Below are 17,434 nucleotides of genomic sequence, written 5' to 3'. Positions count from 1 at the left end.
CTCACCTCCTCTCTGTATCTGTCTGTGTGCATGGGCCTCCTCTCCCCAAGTCCTTGGCAGGGGCCATCTGGGGAAAAACCTCACGAGAACAGTTGAGTGGCCAGCCAGCCGAACAGTTGATCGACCAGGTAGATGAACGAGGCGAAGGCCAACACAATCAGTAAAACTCCCACCGATTCGCTAATCAGTTGCTGGCGGCTCGGCCAAACAATTTTGGCCAACTCCGCACGGGTCTCTTGGAGAAAGCCTGGGATCCCTTTAGACTCAGTGGAACTGGAGTGGCCCCGGCTGGCGGGATCCAAACGCTGTTCCGTATCGGCTTTGCTAGAAGAGGTGCTTTTAACCACGGTGGTATCTCCTGATGGATCCCGAAAACGGTGCGCCACCTTTTAGCGCACGCAAGATCGGCTTAGCGATCTTAACAGATCTGTTGAGGGTGGGATCCCTCTCAAGGGTCGGGAGTGGACTCAGGCGTCAGCGCTCTGGGGGAGAGCACCAAAGGGCGGCGGGAGCGGTTGAATTGCTCTACCGCTGCGTCGATCCCGGCTTTGCTGTCCCAACGCGAGGCGGCATTTTGCCGGGAGAGAAACTCGGCGGCCCGCAGGAGGTCGTTCATGTCAATGCTGGTGCCGTCGAACAACTGGACGTTGCGGTCGCGGCGGATGGCCTCGTTGACATCTCCCCTTTGGGCCAGGGCAACTTCGGAGCTGGCCAGGATCCCCAGCAGAAGCAGACCCAGCGCTGCAGGGATCCCAAGCCGGCTAACAGGGGTGAAAGGGGAGCGGAGACGGTTTACAAACATCGATCCTGTTCCTCCACATCGGTGTGCTGCTCGGCCAGTCCCTCTGCCAGCAGCTGTTGTTCTTCAGGCGTGAGGGGGCGTTTGGCCAACAGGTCTGGTCGCCTTCGCCAGGTGCGAACCAACTGCTGTTGCAGACGCCAACGGGCGATGGCTCGGTGGTCGCCTGAGAGAAGCACCGGCGGCACCTTGTGCCCTTGGAACTCCGGTGGACGGGTGTACTGAGGATACTCCAGTAGCCCCGTCTCGAAACTTTCGCTCCTCAGCGAATCTATCTTACCAACTGTGCCCGGCAAGAGCCGCACCACGCCGTTGATCAAGGCCAGCGCCGGGATCTCCCCCCCTGTCAGGACAAAATCGCCCAGCGACACCTCGCGGGTGGCCAGGTGTTGGCGGATCCGCTCGTCAAAGCCTTCGTACTGGCCACAGAGCAGGATGAGCTGCGCCTTTTGGGCAAGTTCTTGCAGCAGCGCCTGGTTCAGCGGTTGCCCCTGGGGCGTGAGCAAGATGATCTCGCAGGGATCCAGGCGGGGCAGGGAGGCGACGGCTGCAAAGAAAGGCTCTGGCTTGAGCACCATGCCCACCCCGCCCCCGTAGGGCTCATCATCGACCCGGCGGTGCTTGTCGGTGGCAAAGTCCCGCGGGTTGGTGCAGTGAACCTCGGCAATCCCCTGCTCTAGGGCCTTGCCCACCAGCCCGATGCGCAGCGGCGTTGCAAAAAACTCCGGGAAGAGGGTGATGACGTCGAACCGCACAAGACTTAGGAGGAGGCAGAGGGAGGTTCTGTGCGCAGCCGCTCTAGATCCAGGCGCAAAGACTCGATCTGGTGGATCAGTTCCATCAGCTCGGCCATCTCTTCTTTGGAGATAGGGGCAGAGCCGGCAGGGGAAGCCGTGGTCGGGGGGGTACTCTCAGCAGGAGCGGGCCTCTCGCTGTCTGGAACTGTGGCGGGGGCGTTGGCGGCTGGATCCCTGAGACTTTCAACGTAGCGGACAGCCTCCTGTTCGATCAGCTCCCCCTTTTGCTCCAGTTCTGCTGCCAGTTGTGCCAAGTCCATCGAGAGGCGGTTGAGGTTTTCGGCCCGCTTTTCCGGGTCTTGGAGGATCTCCACCAGGGCAGTGGCCGTGCCGTAAAAGATGTGGCGAGCCCGCGTGAACCAGTCAGAAGAGCGAGAACTCATGGCAGCAGTCAAAGGGGGTGGGGATCTCCATTCTAGGCAATGCCTGGCGGGTATTGCTTGAGGCGCTTGGAATATGAGAACGGGCTCAATCCACGGCGCGAATCTCGCCGCTGTTGAGCCGCTCCACAACCAATTCCAGCAGCTCGTGCTCTTCTGGGGAAACCTCTTGATCGGCTGCGACGGCATTGAGGATCTGCTGTTGTTCAGCGCGGGTTAAGACCTTATCTGCCAAAGCCCGGTCGATCAAAGCTCTGAGCTCAGAAGGTTGAGGGGGTTCCACCGTTTTTCTCCTAGCGCTAGAGGGCAAGGGATCCCATAATGGGTTTTGGATCCAAGCAGGCACACCCGTCAGTATAGCGAGACAGTGGTGGAACCCCAGGTATCCCCAAAAAACCAGAGCTTCCAACCGGTGGGGGTGATCGGCGGTGGGCAGTTGGCGCAGATGTTGGCTTTGGCGGCTCGCCCATTGGGGATCCCGCTAATTGTTCAGGCTGCCGCTCCTACCGATCCGGCGGTGGCCGTGGCCGACGGCGTGGTCTGGGGTGCCGTGACCGACACCCAGGCCACAGCCCAGTTGCTGCAACGCTGCCCGGTGGTAACTTTTGAGAACGAGTTCATCCCGCTGGCGGAGCTGCAAAAACTGGATCCGCAGGGATCCCGCTTTCGTCCTCGCCTGAGCACGCTAGAGCCGCTGCTGGACAAGTTGCACCAACGGCAGTTTCTGGCAGAGCTGGGGTTGCCGGTGCCGGCTTTTTGGCCGGCAGAGACGGCAGATCTATCTAGCCTGAGCTTTCCCTTGGTGCTCAAGCGGCGGCGGCAGGGCTACGACGGCCAGGGCACCCGCATCTTGCCCGACCGCGCGGCTTGCCAACAGACCCTTGCCGAGTACAGCGGGATCCCGCTGCTTGTGGAAGAGTGGATCCCCTTTGAGCGGGAGCTGGCAGTGATGGTGGCGCGGGGGCTGACGGGGGAGATCCGGGTCTACCCCGTAGTGGAGACTGTTCAGGTTAACCAAATCTGTCGCCACGTCCTCGTGCCCGCCCGCATCCCCCCAACGGTCGAGGCCGAGATCCGGGACTTGGCAGTTAGGGTGATGGAAAAGCTAGAAGCGGTTGGGGTGTTCGGCATCGAGCTGTTCTGGGTGCCGCCGCCCCAGCCCAAAGCCGGGATCTGGATCAACGAAATCTCGCCGCGGGTCCACAATTCCGGCCACTACACCCTGGAAGCCTGCCACACCTCACAATTCGAGCAACACCTGCGGGCCATCCTCGGCCTGCCCTTGGGGGATCCCTCCCTCAAGTGTGGGGGGGCAGTGATGGTGAACCTCTTGGGCTATGAGCATGCCACCGGCGATTACGCAGAAAAGCGGCAGCGCCTGGCCCAGCTCCCCAATGCCACGGTGCATTGGTACCACAAAACCCCCGCCCACCCAGGGCGAAAACTGGGCCATGTAACCGTCTGTCTGCCGACTGCTCCCTCTCCTTTCGAAGCAGCAGCCCTTGTTCGCACCCTCGAATCCCTCTGGTACCCCCAGCCATGAGCCAAGCGCAGGATCCCTCTTTTTCTCCGGCCATCCAAACCCTGATCCAGGCCATGCAAAGGCGGGATGTGCCCGCGGTAGCGCAGCAGGTCAACGGCCTCTCCCCCCAAGAGCGCTCCGCGGTGTTGACTCCCGCTCTCCAATACCTTGCCGAGGTGGATCCCGACAGCGCCCGCTGGTTTGTTCGCCACCTCATGGCCCCTGCCGTCAAAGCCCAACTGCGAGCAGGGATCCTCAAAGCCGCCCAAGATTACCTGCAAGAGGCCGGCTTCCAAGAAGGGATCGATTACGAGCTCAAGCCCCATCCCCAATCGGGGGGTCAGATCTTAAGCCTTAGCCGCCGAGCCCTGCCCTATGCCGCCCCCGATGACGATCCCTTTGGGCAGTTGTTGCTGGCCGAGTTCTGCGAATTGCGGGACTAGACCACCATGAGCGGTACGAGTTATCGGCTGCAGGTGCTCGACCTCACCGCCCTGCCCCAATTGCTGGAGCTGGATCGCCGCTGCTACGGCGGATACTGGGGAGAACAGGGCTATCGCGCGGAGCTGGAAAGACCCAGCAGCACGGTGATCGGGGTTGTGGCGGAACCGGCTGCCGCTGGCGCTTCCTGTGGCTTGGGCCGAACGGAGTTCCCCCCTCCCTCTCCAGACCTCGCGACGCAAACGACCCAAGCGCTCGTGGGCTTTGGCATCCTCTGGCGCATCGAAGAAGAAGCCCACATTATCTCGTTGGCGGTGGATCCCGACCATCGGCGGCGCGGCTTGGGCCGCAGGATCCTGGAGGAGCTGTTCAATCACGCTCGAGCCGCAGGCTGTCGCTGGGCCACGCTCGAGGTCAGAGCCTCTAACCACGCCGCCATCCACCTCTACGAATCGGCAGGGTTTCAATTGCTGGGACGCCGCAAGGGCTATTACAGCGGAGAAGATGCGCTGGTCTATTGGAAAAAGCCAATCTAGAAAAGCAACAACACTGAAAATTTGTGGAAGTTCGCAACCAGATCCCTAGACAAACCGGCAGCCAAGTCTGGCAATCCTACAGAAGATCAATATCGACAGAGCTTTAACTGCCCGGCTGAACTTGTCGTTATTTTGTAGGTTTTGTAGATCATTCAGATTTCCTCTTCTCCTGTACGCAAGCTGCCAGATGTAACTTTTTTAGGCAAAATTTAGCTACAGCCAATTAGGAGCATCTTTTGCGATTTAAGATTGCAATTAGATAAATGGCTGCGGACAATCTGACGATAGGCCAAGACATACTACAACCTAAGCAGACCCCCCTGTTCAGTGGCACCCCTGGAGCCTAGGCCAATTTCCTAGGCTGATGTGAATAAACGTAAAGTTTTACATCGAGATTCAGCACTCCTGCTTAAATTCGTGCTTTCCCCCCCCCTGTCGGGCCAGCTTGCCTGAAAAAGCGCTTCAGGCTAACCTACTCTTATCATTTGTGCATCCTGAGCATTTGCAAGCTGTGAGGACAGTCATGGACACCTCGAGAAACACCATTGGGGATGAGACCATCTCTTTTTTCGTGAGTCTTCGGTCTAGGCTTATCGACTTTATGCCCAATCTACTGGCGGCACTTGCCATTCTAGTTCTGGGTTGGATCGTGGCCAAGGTGGTGGCTTTCGGCGTTCGGGGGCTGCTCAAGCGGACGCAGCTTGATAACCGCTTGGCCACCTGGATTATGGGCCAGAGGCCCGGCGAGAGGCCTCCGCAAACTGAGCGCTGGGTGGCTGCTGCTGTTTACTGGATTATCCTCGCTTTTGTGTTGGTAGCGGTGCTGAATGCTCTCCAGCTTCAGGCTGTCTCCGATCCGATCAACAAGTTTTTGGGAGAAATTTTCGCCTATCTGCCGCGGCTGGGCGGGGCGCTGGTGCTGCTAGGGGTGGGCTGGGCGGTGGCCACCGTTGCCCGGCTGGCGGTTATCCAAGGGCTGCGGCGCTTTAACTTGGATGAGCGGCTGGCTCAACCCCTCCAACCGGAGGCGGCTGCGGAAGGAACTGCTGCCAAGCCGGAGGGAGGCGCTGAGGTCGCTCCCTTTCTCTTGAATGAAGCTCTGGGCGACGCCTTCTACTGGCTGATCTTCTTGTTCTTCTTACCGCTCATCCTGGACACGCTGAACCTGCGGGGGCCGCTGCAGCCAGTGCAAAACCTGCTGGATCAAATCCTGTCAACGGCACCCCGTATTCTGGGAGCGCTCATCATCGGTGTGGTGGGCTGGTTTCTAGCTCGCATCGTGCGTGAGATCGTTTCCAATTTTTTGGTGGCAGCGGACCGCTTGGGGGCACGCTTTGGCATTCCCCAGCTAGCCCAAACGGTGGGCACAGTGGCCTACGTCTTGGTGTTGATCCCGGCAGTGATTGCCGCCCTCAAGGCCCTGGAAATCCGGGCCATCTCCGATCCAGCGGTGGCGATGCTGGAGCAGGTGTTGCGGGCCATTCCCCGAATTGCAGGATCTGCTCTCATCCTGGCCGTGTTCTACTGGCTGGGGCAGTTTTTGGCTGGCTTGGCGACCCAGTTGCTGCAGGCAATCGGTTTCGACCGCTTGGCTGCTGGCCTTGGTTTGCCCTCGGCCCCTGCTCCTGAAGCTCCCGCCGCCGAAGGGGATCCCTCAACCTTGGTGAAGCGGCGCACTCCCTCTGAGATTGCTGGCTTGGTGGTCTGGGTGGGCGTGGTCTTGTTCGGGGCGGTGCCGGCGGTGGAGTTGCTGCAGTTTGCCGCTTTGACCGACATCGTCCAGGGGCTGTTGCTGATTTCCGGTCGGGTGCTCATCGGCGCCCTGGTGTTCGGGATCGGCCTTTACCTGGCCAATTTGGCCCATTCCATGATCAAGAGCTTGGGCAACCCCTCCTCAGGGGTGCTGGCCCAGGCGGCGCGGGCGGCCATCCTGGTCTTTGTCGGCGCCATGGCCTTGCAGCAGATGGGCGTGGCCACCGATATTGTGGTGCTGGCCTTTGGCCTGGTGCTGGGCGCCATTGCCGTGGCTGTGGCTTTGGCTTTTGGCTTGGGAGGGCGCGACGTGGCTGCCGAGCAGATCCGGCAGTGGCTCAAGCGGGAGTGAGAGCCTCGCTGGGTGAGCCTCTAATAAAATTGCCCCGCCTGGCATATGGGCGGGGTTATTCCTTCGACTCTGGGCCAACCTAAACTAGCTCTGGAACTTTGGCCTCTTCTGCTGCTGTTTCTTGCACTACAATCTTGCCCCGGAACACAACATAGTTGTAGATGTTGTAGGACAAGATAACCGGGATCAAAAAGCCAATAAAGGTAAGCATAAACACCAGCGAACTGGGAGAAGCTGCTGCCTCGTAGATGGTGACGCTGGGAGGAATAATGTTGGGGAAAACCATAAACCCCAGGCCAATAAAAGAAAGGGCAAAGATGAGAAAGGTATAAACCAACACGCTAGTTTCTTCTCGCCGGCGCAGGCTGCGCAGCAACAGAGCCACCAACAAAAGCCCCAAAACGGGGATGGCAGCAAAGATATAGAAAAGAGGAGGCGAGAAAAGTTGGGAGCGCGCTTGCTCCGACATGATGGGGGTGCTGATGGTGATAAACACTGCCCCAGCAACGTTGTCCAGGTGGCGATGGTTGCCGTTTTGTAGTAGGTTTTCTGGAGTTCCCCCGTGGTCTTCACAATTAAGTAGGCCGAGCCAACTAAGACATAGCCCTGAATCAGGGTGAGGGCCACCAACACTGTCCGCCAGGTCAGCCAATCCCAGGGGCTGCCGGCAAAGTGGCCGGCTTCATCAACGCGGATCCCTTCGAAGACGCTGCCCAGGGCAAACCCCTGGCCCAGCGCCGCCAAAAAGCTACCCACCCCAAAGGCCAGGTTCCAGACCAGCTTGTTGTCGGCGTTTTCCCGAAACTCGAAGGAAACGGCCCGCAAGATCAGGCCCACCACCATGATCACTAGCGGAATGTAGAGGGCATTGAGGATGGTGGCGTAGGCGAGGGGAAAGGCTCCAAATAGGGATCCCCCCATGAGTACCAGCCACGTCTCGTTGGCATCCCAAACATTGCCCAAGCTGGTCATGAGAATGCTGCGGCGCGTCTCGCTGGAAGCCGTCAGGGAAAGGATGCCAACCCCCAAGTCAAATCCATCGAGCAGAACATAGAGAAAGAGGAATAGACCGAGGATAAAAAACCAGACTTGAGGCAGAAACTGCTGCAAAGGCTCGAAAGATTCCATGGTCCTTCCCTCCGCTTTAGGTATTCCTAGCCAGGCCAGTTCGAGACAGTTCCAACTGCGATGTCGCCTGAGCACTGGCACTACCGAGCTTCTGCCGGACGGCGATCCGGCTCGTGGCGGGCAGGCTCGATCACGATCACCGGCCGGGTTGCTGGAACGGGGGCAGGCAGCTCCAGGTTAGGCCCTTTGCGGATGATGCGGCTGCCGAAGTAAAGAGCGGCCACGAAAAACACGGTGTACAAAGCAGTTAGGCCGACTAGAGAAAACAGCACCTCTCCCGGTGGCAGCGGGGAAGCCGCTTCTACGGTGCGCAGTTGCCCGTACACAATCCAGGGCTGCCGGCCAACACAGCGGACAATCCAACCAGCCTCGACGGCAATGTAGCCCAACGGGCCCGCGAAGACCCAAGCCCACATCAGCCACTTCTGCTGGGAGAGGGCCTCCGCCGACAGTTTGCCCCTCAACCACTGGATCAAGGTAGCCCCCACGAGCCCGGCCATAAAGAAGCCAATGGCCACCATCGTCCTAAAGGAGTAGTAGATGAGGCCAATCATGTGAGGACGATTTTGGGGATCCCAAGCTTTCAGGCCCTGCACCGGTCGATCCAGCCTGGGCTTGAACTCGAGCAGGTAGCCCAGCGCGCCGGGGATCTTCACCTCCCACTCGTTGCGCTCCTCACGCTCATTGGGCAAGGCCAACAGGCTCCAGTCCGCCCTCTCGCCGGCGGGGAGCGTCTCCCACTGGGCCTCCATGGCCGCCAGCTTGGCCGGCTGATAGCGATAGACTTGCTCCGCGCTCAGATGGCCGACGAACACCTGCAAAGGGGCGACCACCAGGGTCATTGCCAAGACCACTTTGAGGGAGCGGGAGAAGAACTCGCTGTGCCGCCGCTTGAGAATGTACCAGGCGCTGATGCCACCGATGACAAACAAAGAGGTTTCCAAAGTGGCAAAAAACATGTGCAGAAAGCTATTGACCATGAAGGGATTGAAAATGGCCTGCAGGTAGTCACGTACCACGAACTTCCCATCGACAAATATCCCCCCTGCCGGCGTCTGCAGCCAGGAGTTGGCCGTCAGGATCCAAAAAGTGGAGAGGTTGGCGCCGAAGGCCACCAGGATTGTCGAGATCCAGTGAATGATCGGCGGCACGCGCTCCCAGCCGAACAGCATGATCCCCAGGAAGCTGGCCTCCAGCATAAAGGCCATCGTGCCCTCAAATCCTAGGATGGTTCCAAAGAAGTCGCCTACCGCCTCAGAAAAAGGGGCCCAGTTCATGCCAAACTGAAAGGCCATCGGCAACCCCGAGGCCACGCCAAGGCCAAAGTTTAACACATAGATCTTTGACCAGAAGCGAGCGTGGCGATAGTAATCTAGATTGCGAGTTTTCAGCCAAAGTCCTTCAATTACAACAAGATAGATGGACATTCCTGTTGTTAAAACCGGCCATAGCATATGAAACATGGCCGTGAGGGCAAACTGTAGCCGGGAAAGGGTGACGGTGTCTAGAAACATAATTTTCCCTAAGCTTGGAGGGTTGTAATGAGTACAGCTTTACAACTTTAGGAGAGCTGTTTTCTGCCGCTCCTAGGGTTACATCTTGGGCAAGACAACGCGCAGGCTGTCCGAGTCTAAAGGTTAACTTTAGAATCCTGGGAGTGCCAGCTTTTTCCTGTAACATGGGATACAAAAAATCTCAGCCCTGGAGCATCGGCCTGGCAGCCTCAAGGCTGGTAGCCAACTAACTTTCCCACCCCGGAAAGGGCTCGTTGAGGTTCCCAGCGGCTACAAATGCCAGAATTGGGATCCCGGCTTGAGTTTGCAGTCTGGGGTGGAAAGATGTCGTTTATCCCACTGGTGCACTTTCTTGCCCAATCGGGCTCGATGCAAGAGTTGGCCGCCCGCTTGAGATCGCGGCGGCGGGCTGCCATTCAGGGGGCAGGTCGGATCGCGAAGGGGCTAGTTGCCTCGGCTTTGGCCCAGCAGGAGGGAAGATCCCTGCTGGTGGTGACTGCCACTTTGGAAGAGGCGGGCCGCTGGACAGCCCAACTGGAGGGCATGGGCTGGGAGAGCGTGCAGCTTTATCCCACCTCCGAGGCTTCCCCCTATGAGCCGTTTGACCTGGAGCCAGAGTTGGTGTGGGGACAATTCCAGGTGCTGGCCGACTGTCTCCAGGGCAGAAAGGGCATGGCCATTGTGGCCACGGAGCGGGCCTTACAACCCCACCTTCCCCCACCAGAGGTGTTTCAGTCTTTCTGCCTCAAGCTGGAGCCCGGCGCGGAGCTGTCGCCGCAGCAGTTGGGGCAGCAGTTGAGTCGTCTGGGCTATCAGCGGGTAAGCCTGGTGGAAAGCGAGGGACAGTGGAGCCAGAGGGGCGATATTCTCGATATTTTCCCGGTGGCCTGCGAGTGGCCGGTGCGCCTGGAGTGGTTTGGCAACGAGCTGGAGCGGCTGCGGGAGTTTGACCCGGTGAGCCAGCGCTCTCAAGACGGGATCCCCTCTGTCTGGCTGACCCCCACCGGCTATGGACCCATCCTCTGGCCGGCGCTCCAGGAAAAGATGGAGCAGCTTTCCCCCGCCCTGCGGCAGCAGCTAGCGCAGGGATCCGCCCCCCCTGAAGGCCTGCGCCGTTTTCTCGGCCTGCTCTACGATCCTCCGGCCAACCTGCTGAGCTACTTGGATCCCGATACTTTGATCCTGATCGACGAGCCGGAGCAGTGCCAGGCCCACAGCCGGCAGTGGCTAGACCACGCCCAAGAGCAGTGGCAGTTGGCCCAGGCTGCCGAGCCGGCTCTGCTCCCCTTCCACCGCCCCTTCGATCTCGAGGCCCCTGAATGGGATCCCTTCCCCCGCCTGTTGGCCCGCGCCTTTGCCAGCTCCGACCCCGCCGAATCCGCCGCCATCGACCTGAAAAGCCGGCCCGTTCCTACCATCCCCCACCAGTTTGGATCCCTGGCCAAAACCCTGCGCGAGTACCGCAAGCAGCAGTTGCGGGTGTGGATCCTCTCCGCCCAGCCCTCCCGCACCGTGGCCCTGCTGCAGGAACACGACTGCCCGGCCCAGTATGTGCCCAACCCCAAAGACTTCCCCGCCATCGAGCGCCAGCTCCAGTCCTACACGCCGGTGGCCCTGAAGTACTCCGGCTTGGCAGATCTGGAGGGGTTTCTCCTGCCCACGCTGGGGTGGGTGGTGCTCACCGACCGCGAGTTTTTCGGCCAGCACAGCCTGGCCACCCCCACCTATGTGCGCAAGCGCCGCCAGGCCAGCTCCCGCCAGGTGGATCCCAACCTGCTCAAGCCGGGGGATTTTGTTGTCCACAAGGCCCATGGCATCGGCCAGTTCTTACGGCTGGAAAGCCTCACCATTGGCGGCGAAACCCGAGAATACCTGGTCATTCAATACAGCGATGGCTTGTTGCGGGTGGCTGCCGACCAGGTCAACTCCCTCTCGCGCTACCGGGCCAGTGGAGATGGGCCCCCTGCACTGCACAAAATGTCCGGCAGCACCTGGGAAAAGACCAAGCAAAAAGTCAAAAAGAGCCTGCGTAAAGTGGCCCTTGACCTGCTGCAGCTCTACGCCAAACGGGCCGAACAGGAGGGCTATGCCTTCCCGCCCGATTCTCCTTGGCAACAGGAGTTTGAGGAGTCTTTTCCCTATCCTCTAACACCGGATCAAATTCGCGCCGTCCAGGAGATCAAGCGGGATATGGAGTCTCCCCGCCCCATGGATCGGCTGCTGTGCGGGGATGTGGGTTTTGGCAAAACGGAAGTGGCCATCCGCGCCATTTTCAAAGCCGTAACCGCCGGCAAACAAGTTGCCCTTTTGGCGCCAACCACCATTCTCACTCAGCAGCACTACCACACCCTCAAAGAGCGCTTTGCCCCCTACCCCATTCAAGTGGGCCTGCTCAACCGCTTCCGCACTCCCGAAGAGAAAAAAGAGATCCTGGCCCGCCTCAAAAGTGGCGAACTCGATGTCATTGTGGGCACCCACCAACTTTTGGGCAAGGATGTGCAGTTTCGCGATTTGGGTCTTCTGGTCATTGACGAAGAACAGCGCTTTGGCGTCAACCAAAAAGAGAAAATTAAACTCCTCAAAACCCAGGTGGATGTGCTCACCCTTACGGCTACCCCCATTCCCCGCACGCTGTACATGGCTTTGTCGGGGTTGAGGGAAATGAGCCTGATCCAGACTCCCCCGCCCTCGCGGCGCCCGATTAAAACTCACCTTTCTCCCTACAATCCTGAGGTCATTCGCACGGCTATCCGCCAAGAGTTGGATCGCGGCGGGCAAGTCTTTTATGTGGTCAACCGCATTGAAGGGATCGAAGAGACCAGCGCCAAATTGCGGGAATGGGTGCCCGGTGCCCGCATTGCCATTGCCCATGGGCAGATGCCGGAAGGGGAGCTGGAAGCGACCATGCTGGCTTTTAACAACGGAGAAATCGATATCTTGGTCTGCACCACCATTATTGAATCCGGTTTAGATATTCCCCGTGTCAACACTATTTTGATCGAAAATGCCCAGGAGTTTGGTCTGGCTCAGCTTTACCAATTGCGAGGACGGGTGGGCCGGGCCGGGATCCAAGCTCATGCTTGGCTGTTCTACCGAGAAGATGGCATCCTCACCGAAGAGGCCCGCAAGCGCCTGCAGGCCATTCAGGAATTTACCCAACTGGGATCCGGCTATCAGTTGGCGCTGCGGGACATGGAAATTCGCGGCATTGGCAACCTCTTGGGAACTCAGCAATCCGGACAACTCAACGCGGTGGGCTTTGATCTCTACTTGGAGATGTTGCAAGAGGCAATTCGAGAAATTCGCGGCCAAGAGATCCCGCAGGTGGAAGACACGCAAATTGACCTCAATATAACGGCCATGATCCCGCAGAGCTATATCCCTGACGAAGATCAAAAGATGCAGGCCTATCGCCAATTGGCGGCTGCCGGCTCTCGGGTCGAACTGTTGCAAATTGCCCAGGAATGGCAGGATCGCTTTGGCCCCTTGCCCAAGCCCACCCAGGAGCTGCTGCGGGTGATGGAGCTGAAGATTTTGGCCCGCACGCTGGGCTTTTCCCGCATTAGGCCGGCCAAGGAGCATGTGCTTTTGGAAACCCCCATGGAGGAGCCGGCCTGGAACCGCCTCAAGGAAGCCCTGCCGGCCCATTTGCAGTCTCGCTTTGTCTATCAGCCGGGCAAGGTGACGGTGCGGGGCCTGGGAATGGTGCCTGCGGCCCAGCAACTGGAGAACCTTTTGCAGTGGCTGGACAAAATGAGCTTGGCCCTGATGGAAGCCCGGATCCCAACAGCCACCTAGTCCTGGCTGCGGGGGGGCTGGGCTCTGCCGTGAGAAACTGGGATGGATGGCCGGCCCTTCTCGGGTGGAACTTTTGCACTCCCTTTTGCCTCGTGTTTGCCCCATGAAGGTTCTAGAAGCCCACCACCTTCAGAAAACCTACCAGCAGGGGGGCAAGGAGGTTCGGGCAGTGGTGGATGTCTCCCTGGCGATTGCGGCAGGGGAGATCCTGGCTTTTCTGGGGCCCAACGGGGCCGGCAAGACCACCACCATCAAGATGATCGCCGGGCTGATCCAGCCCGATGCCGGCAGCGTGCGCATCCTGGGGCGGGATCCCCACGCCGATCCGGGTGCGCTGGCCCAGGTGGGAGCGGTGCTGGAAGGCAATCGCAACCTCTACTGGCGGCTTACCCCCTTGCAAAACCTGGAGTACTTTGGCGTGCTGCGGGGGTTATCCCCCAGAACGGCTCGCCAACGGGGGGCAGAGCTGCTGGAGACCTTTGGCCTGGGGGAGAAGCGGGATGTTGCCGTGCAAACCCTTTCGCGGGGTATGCAGCAGAAGGTGGCCATTGCTGTTGCCCTTCTGCACCAGCCGGCTCTGCTGTTGCTGGATGAGCCTACCTTGGGGTTGGATGTAGAAGCCGCCCAAGCGGTGAAATCCTTGATCCGCCAAATTGCCGCTTCAGGTCGGGCCATTCTCCTCACCACCCACCAACTGGATATAGCCGAGGCGCTCTCAGACCAAGTGGCTGTGATCGAGCGGGGGATAATTATTGCCCAAGCTCCCACGCAGGAGATGATCCGGCAGTTTGCCGGCGCCGCCGGCTCTTACCGGATTGAGTTGGAGCAGAAGCTGGATCCCAGCCGGGCGGAACGCCTGGCCCAGCAAGGGGTGGAGATCCTGGGATCCCATCAGCTGCGCTTCAGCGGCTCCTCGGAGACTTTGTATCAGGTGCTGGAGATCCTCAAGCCCTTGCCCTTGCTCAGGATCAAGCGCGAGGAAGCGGATCTCACCCACATTTTCCTCAAGCTGTTGAAAAGGAGAAGGGAGCAGGGATGAGGCCACTGCTGTACCTATTTTGGGCCGAGCTGAAGCGGGCCTGGATCCAGTACATCCGCTATCCGGCAGAAGCCCTGGGCGGGATCCTGATCACCACTTTTTTCTTCTATGCCCTCTTTGCCGGCGCTCAGTATGTGGCGGGGCCGGCCTCGCAGTTTGGACAACGGCTGGATGCGGTGGTGATTGGCTATGTGCTCTGGACGCTGGTCATTTTTGTGGTCAACGACATTGCCCTCAACCTGCAGGTGGAAGCCCAGACAGGCACCTTGGAGCAGGTGTTGCTCTCGCCCTTTTCGGCGGCCACCCTGTTTTTGGCGCGGGCCTGCGCCAGCTTGGTGCTGCGCTTTTCAACCGTTGTCGTTATCTTGGGGATCATCCTGTTGCTTACCGGCAGCCGGCTGCACTTTCCCCCCACCCTGTTGTTGCCGTTGGCGAGCGTGGTGCTGGGGGCCTATGGCTTCTCGTTTTTGCTGGGATCCGCCGCCTTGATTTGGAAGCGCATCCAACAACTGTTGATCCTCAGCCAATTTGGCCTGCTGTTTCTGTTGGCCACCCCCACAGAAGAGTGGTCGGGATCCCTGAAGTGGCTGGGGCAGATGCTGCCCATGACGGCGGGGGCCGGCTTGCTGCGAGATGTGATGGTGCGGGAGGCGGGTTTGGATCCCTTGCGGCTGCTCATGGCTCTGGCCAGCGGCGTGTTCTACTTCGCCTTGGGGCTGCTGGCCTTTCGCCGGGCGATGCAGCTAGCCAAACAGCGCGGCATCCTGGGATCCCAGTAGGACGTTGTCAGAGGGAGCGTCGGTCGCCAGGGGAGCGCAACAGGTGAGGGAAGTGGTACTCCACGGCGCCGGTGGTTAGGTTGTTCTCGGGGGAGGCGATGCCCCGGCGGCTCAGCTCTCGCAGCGCCTTTTCAATCTCGTCAAAATCAGCAGGCAGTTCGATGGCGATCTCCGAGAGGGTGAGGATCCCCTGCCGCTGCTGCGCCAGCCGCAGGATCTCCCGCATCAAAGCCTGACCCTTCAAAGGCTGAGGCGGCGCCGAGACCCCCTTGGCGGGAGCCGGAGAGGGGCGGATCCCCTGCAAGACGGCCAGCTTGAAGTTGTGGTCGTCCACCATGCCTGGGATCAGAAACAGGTCGATCAACTGGCCAAAGCCCAAGAGCCCAAAGGTCAAAAGCCAGAGAAGGCCCGTCACAGTCTTGCCCAAATAGAGGCGATGGACACCGCAGATGCCGAATATGCCCAGCGCCCAGAGGAGATAGGCAATACCGACCGATTTGGGCTCGGCGGGGAGCAGCAGGTAGCGAGAGCTCATAGGGACTCGTCCAGAAGAGGTGGGGCAGGTAACCCTAGTCTGCCATCTTTTGCGTTGGACAACCCTCCTTCCCCTGTCCTAAAAAGCAGGCCTGGATGTGGCTTCAAGCAGAAAAGAGCCTGAAAATGGGATCCAACCCTTCCATCTTGCAAAACTTCGTCACACTGAGGAAGCGGGGGTCACGCCTACCGAAGGCCAAGGAAGCTCGATGCTTGAGCCCATCTTGATCGGGTTGAGTGCTGTGCTCTGGGGCCTCCTCTGGGGCTACGCCACGCTGCTGGTCCTGCTGGTGAACTTCAAAGAACAGGGATCCGTTTACGCCTACCCCATGCAGGCCGTGCTGGATCGCTTTGTGGAATCGCTGGGGCTGGGCTGGCTTAAGGATCTACATGCCATGCAACTGCAGCCGCTGCGCCGGATTAGCTACGCCCTCTTTGCCGCCGTTACCCTGGGCGTCGTCTTGATGCTCTGGGTCTTGGGGTAAGAGGCCTCCTCAACAATCCTGGGTCTGCCCCCGAGGGAGATGGAAAATAGACTGCAGCTTTTTCAGGCAAGCCTGGATCTGGGCCATCTCTTCTGGATCCAACTTCTGAAAGCGCTCCTTTAGGTAGGCCACATGGGCCGGGAAAACCTGCTCAAACAGTTTTTCCCCCTCTTCGGTAAGCACGATCTTGAAGCAGCGGCGGTTTTCTGGGGGTACCTCGCGGCGCACCAACCCCTTCTGCTCCAGGCGATCCACGATCCCGGTCAGCGTCCCCTTGGTAACCAGTGTCTTCTGGGCCAGGACATTCATCGTCAGGCCGGGGGTGTTGCCGAGGGTTACCAACACGTCAAATTGGGGGGCAGTCAGCCCCATCTGCCGAATGTGAGCGCCGGCGTAATTTTCAAAGGCTTGGTAAGCCCGTGCCAGATCCCTCAGCAGCCCCAAAAAAGGCTCCCGCGCCGCCACCACCGAGGGCTTGAGGGCCTCGCCTTGGGGAAGCGGAGAGGACAGAGACTCAGCAGAACTGGGCATCGCTGCAGATCGTCGAACGAGACTAATCCATCCGACAAGAACAGTTTTGGCTTCATGATAGCCGACTGCAATATAGTCCTAATGCAAATTGACGGCCATTACGCCAACTCCATGAAGCTATTCCATCCCAAGGCAGCGTACAAGAGCTCTCTCCATATCCAGAGGGGGCTTAGGGAAGCGGGGCGAAGACCGGAAACGGCCCAGTGTGTTTCCAGCTTATTTTCAGCGACCTCGAGCCTCAGCCCTGGGGATCCCGGCTGCGTCTGGGCGGATCCCTCGGACGAGATGTCGCCATCTGGCTGCTGCGGCTGCGGAAGTTGGATAGTAAACTACCCGACTCCGACCGCCCCCCTTCCCCCCGTATACGGGGGGATGTAGGGCGGCTGGTTTACAGCAGCCCCCAAAAGTGCAATGACATAGGCGCTACGCTTCGCTGATGCTAACGCTCCGTTGTAGTCTGCGTCCCACCACAACCTTCACCCCAGCCCGCAGCGCCTTGTAGTACACAAACTGCCTCAGTTGATAGAACGCCCAACTATTGGACCGCCGACGCTCGGTTTTGTTGCGCGGCTGTGAGTTGACACGCTCTCTGATTCCAGTGAGGTCTGCCCAGGCAATCGTGCTATCGGTCGCCTTTGCCCTGGAAACAATAGCCTTGGAGATGCAGGGATTGACCCAGGTTTGCAAGCGTCTCTCCTGACCAGACAGCCGTTGCAGCAGTTCCCGACATCTCCGCCGTGAACTGCGTCTGCCCTGACTGGCTTTTTGTTGGAGGATCGCTCTCAACCAGAAGTAGTGGTCTCTGACCTGGTTCAACGGCTGTCCATGCCAGTTATCCCCCTCTGAGGTGTGTGCAATGTCTTTTCTACCCAAGTCCACCCCCATGACCTTGGCGGTGTTTTGCGGCTCCGGCAGGTCATGCTCCACACAAATCTGGATGGAGTAAGAACCCTCTTTGCGTTTGACCACCGTGGCCGATTGGGGATTGGTGCCGGCCAGCATCCCTCGTTGATAGTTGCCGATGGACAGCTCCAACCGTTCCCGCCC

General features: G+C 59.4%; 16 protein-coding genes and 2 pseudogenes. 8 read left to right on the top strand and 10 right to left on the bottom strand.

The window, feature by feature from the left end; translation table 11 throughout:
* Positions 1 to 80 precede the first annotated feature (80 nt).
* The 5 genes from secE to NW809_RS01245 form a co-directional block, all read right to left on the bottom strand.
* Positions 81 to 302: a preprotein translocase subunit SecE gene (gene secE / locus NW809_RS01265; RefSeq protein WP_228375513.1), complete on the bottom strand. Its 222-nt coding sequence runs from the start codon at positions 300 to 302 to the stop codon at positions 81 to 83.
* Between the two features lie 146 nt (positions 303 to 448).
* Positions 449 to 802, bottom strand: a complete 354-nt coding sequence (locus NW809_RS01260) for a hypothetical protein (RefSeq protein ID WP_414401369.1) — start codon at positions 800 to 802, stop codon at positions 449 to 451.
* Positions 793 to 1,554, bottom strand: a complete 762-nt coding sequence (trmD, locus tag NW809_RS01255; RefSeq protein WP_011430605.1) for a tRNA (guanosine(37)-N1)-methyltransferase TrmD — start codon at positions 1,552 to 1,554, stop codon at positions 793 to 795. The genes NW809_RS01260 and trmD overlap by 10 nt, the downstream gene beginning before the upstream one ends.
* Before the next feature lie 5 nt (positions 1,555 to 1,559).
* Positions 1,560 to 1,979 (bottom strand): hypothetical protein, encoded by a 420-nt coding sequence (locus NW809_RS01250; protein ID WP_049749759.1) that lies wholly within the window; start codon positions 1,977 to 1,979, stop codon positions 1,560 to 1,562.
* Positions 1,980 to 2,064: 85 nt separating this feature from the next.
* Positions 2,065 to 2,259 (bottom strand): hypothetical protein, encoded by a 195-nt coding sequence (locus NW809_RS01245; protein WP_414348107.1) that lies wholly within the window; start codon positions 2,257 to 2,259, stop codon positions 2,065 to 2,067.
* Between the two features lie 87 nt (positions 2,260 to 2,346).
* Here NW809_RS01245 and NW809_RS01240 point away from each other — a divergent pair, with 87 nt between their 5' ends.
* The 4 genes from NW809_RS01240 to NW809_RS01225 all read left to right on the top strand — a co-directional run bounded on the left by NW809_RS01240 (position 2,347) and on the right by NW809_RS01225 (position 6,579).
* Positions 2,347 to 3,519: a 5-(carboxyamino)imidazole ribonucleotide synthase gene (locus NW809_RS01240; protein ID WP_414401373.1), complete on the top strand. Its 1,173-nt coding sequence runs from the start codon at positions 2,347 to 2,349 to the stop codon at positions 3,517 to 3,519.
* A complete protein-coding gene (locus tag NW809_RS01235; protein WP_414348105.1) occupies positions 3,516 to 3,941 on the top strand; it encodes a hypothetical protein in 426 nt (141 codons plus the stop codon). Before NW809_RS01240 ends, NW809_RS01235 begins: the two co-directional genes overlap by 4 nt.
* A 6-nt stretch (positions 3,942 to 3,947) precedes the next feature.
* Positions 3,948 to 4,475 (top strand): ribosomal protein S18-alanine N-acetyltransferase, encoded by a 528-nt coding sequence (gene rimI, locus NW809_RS01230; RefSeq protein WP_011430598.1) that lies wholly within the window; start codon positions 3,948 to 3,950, stop codon positions 4,473 to 4,475.
* A 601-nt stretch (positions 4,476 to 5,076) separates the two neighbouring features.
* Positions 5,077 to 6,579 (top strand): mechanosensitive ion channel, encoded by a 1,503-nt coding sequence (locus tag NW809_RS01225; RefSeq protein WP_414401368.1) that lies wholly within the window; start codon positions 5,077 to 5,079, stop codon positions 6,577 to 6,579.
* 79 nt (positions 6,580 to 6,658) lie between these two features.
* On the opposite strand, the pseudogene cydB reads toward NW809_RS01225, so the two are convergent.
* Both cydB and NW809_RS01215 read right to left on the bottom strand, forming a co-directional pair.
* Positions 6,659 to 7,707, bottom strand: a pseudogene (gene cydB / locus NW809_RS01220) (cytochrome d ubiquinol oxidase subunit II).
* A gap of 80 nt (positions 7,708 to 7,787) precedes the next feature.
* Positions 7,788 to 9,221, bottom strand: coding sequence for a cytochrome ubiquinol oxidase subunit I (locus tag NW809_RS01215; protein ID WP_414401367.1), 1,434 nt, complete (start codon positions 9,219 to 9,221; stop codon positions 7,788 to 7,790).
* Between the two features lie 324 nt (positions 9,222 to 9,545).
* Between NW809_RS01215 and mfd the strand changes: the two genes are divergently transcribed.
* The 3 genes from mfd to NW809_RS01200 are packed head-to-tail and all read left to right on the top strand — an operon-like array spanning position 9,546 to position 14,837.
* Positions 9,546 to 13,019, top strand: a complete 3,474-nt coding sequence (mfd, locus tag NW809_RS01210; RefSeq protein WP_414401366.1) for a transcription-repair coupling factor — start codon at positions 9,546 to 9,548, stop codon at positions 13,017 to 13,019.
* 46 nt (positions 13,020 to 13,065) lie between these two features.
* The gene (locus NW809_RS01205) at positions 13,066 to 14,058 is read left to right on the top strand and encodes an ABC transporter ATP-binding protein (protein ID WP_414401365.1); all 993 of its coding nucleotides are present in this window, start codon (positions 13,066 to 13,068) and stop codon (positions 14,056 to 14,058) included.
* Complete coding sequence (locus tag NW809_RS01200; protein ID WP_011430591.1) at positions 14,055 to 14,837, top strand: ABC transporter permease; 783 nt, start codon at positions 14,055 to 14,057, stop codon at positions 14,835 to 14,837. Before NW809_RS01205 ends, NW809_RS01200 begins: the two co-directional genes overlap by 4 nt.
* Positions 14,838 to 14,844: 7 nt before the next feature.
* Here NW809_RS01200 and NW809_RS01195 read toward each other — a convergent pair whose 3' ends face one another.
* Positions 14,845 to 15,372, bottom strand: a complete 528-nt coding sequence (locus NW809_RS01195; protein ID WP_099813127.1) for a TM2 domain-containing protein — start codon at positions 15,370 to 15,372, stop codon at positions 14,845 to 14,847.
* Between the two features lie 208 nt (positions 15,373 to 15,580).
* Here NW809_RS01195 and NW809_RS01190 point away from each other — a divergent pair, with 208 nt between their 5' ends.
* The gene (locus tag NW809_RS01190; protein ID WP_099813128.1) at positions 15,581 to 15,856 is read left to right on the top strand and encodes a hypothetical protein; all 276 of its coding nucleotides are present in this window, start codon (positions 15,581 to 15,583) and stop codon (positions 15,854 to 15,856) included.
* A 9-nt stretch (positions 15,857 to 15,865) separates the two neighbouring features.
* Here NW809_RS01190 and NW809_RS01185 read toward each other — a convergent pair whose 3' ends face one another.
* The gene (locus NW809_RS01185; protein ID WP_228375232.1) at positions 15,866 to 16,387 is read right to left on the bottom strand and encodes a MarR family winged helix-turn-helix transcriptional regulator; all 522 of its coding nucleotides are present in this window, start codon (positions 16,385 to 16,387) and stop codon (positions 15,866 to 15,868) included.
* A gap of 465 nt (positions 16,388 to 16,852) precedes the next feature.
* Positions 16,853 to 17,434, bottom strand: a pseudogene (locus NW809_RS01180) (RNA-guided endonuclease TnpB family protein); the annotation flags it as partial.

It is taken from the genome of Synechococcus sp. WC101, from assembly GCF_047461555.1.
Lineage (GTDB): Bacteria > Cyanobacteriota > Cyanobacteriia > Thermostichales > Thermostichaceae > Thermostichus.
The sequence above is the reverse complement of the archived record's forward strand: the minus strand, read 5'-3'. Positions and strand labels throughout refer to the sequence as shown.

Coding starts and splice junctions, on each gene's coding strand:
- NW809_RS01260 (WP_414401369.1), bottom strand. CDS start 802: ATGTTTGTAAACCGTCTCCGCTCCCCTTTCACCCCTGTTAGCCGGCTT.
- NW809_RS01250 (WP_049749759.1), bottom strand. CDS start 1,979: ATGAGTTCTCGCTCTTCTGACTGGTTCACGCGGGCTCGCCACATCTTT.
- NW809_RS01235 (WP_414348105.1), top strand. CDS start 3,516: ATGAGCCAAGCGCAGGATCCCTCTTTTTCTCCGGCCATCCAAACCCTG.
- rimI (WP_011430598.1), top strand. CDS start 3,948: ATGAGCGGTACGAGTTATCGGCTGCAGGTGCTCGACCTCACCGCCCTG.
- NW809_RS01225 (WP_414401368.1), top strand. CDS start 5,077: ATGCCCAATCTACTGGCGGCACTTGCCATTCTAGTTCTGGGTTGGATC.
- NW809_RS01215 (WP_414401367.1), bottom strand. CDS start 9,221: ATGTTTCTAGACACCGTCACCCTTTCCCGGCTACAGTTTGCCCTCACG.
- mfd (WP_414401366.1), top strand. CDS start 9,546: ATGTCGTTTATCCCACTGGTGCACTTTCTTGCCCAATCGGGCTCGATG.
- NW809_RS01205 (WP_414401365.1), top strand. CDS start 13,066: ATGGCCGGCCCTTCTCGGGTGGAACTTTTGCACTCCCTTTTGCCTCGT.
- NW809_RS01200 (WP_011430591.1), top strand. CDS start 14,055: ATGAGGCCACTGCTGTACCTATTTTGGGCCGAGCTGAAGCGGGCCTGG.
- NW809_RS01195 (WP_099813127.1), bottom strand. CDS start 15,372: ATGAGCTCTCGCTACCTGCTGCTCCCCGCCGAGCCCAAATCGGTCGGT.
- NW809_RS01190 (WP_099813128.1), top strand. CDS start 15,581: ATGCTTGAGCCCATCTTGATCGGGTTGAGTGCTGTGCTCTGGGGCCTC.
- NW809_RS01185 (WP_228375232.1), bottom strand. CDS start 16,387: ATGCCCAGTTCTGCTGAGTCTCTGTCCTCTCCGCTTCCCCAAGGCGAG.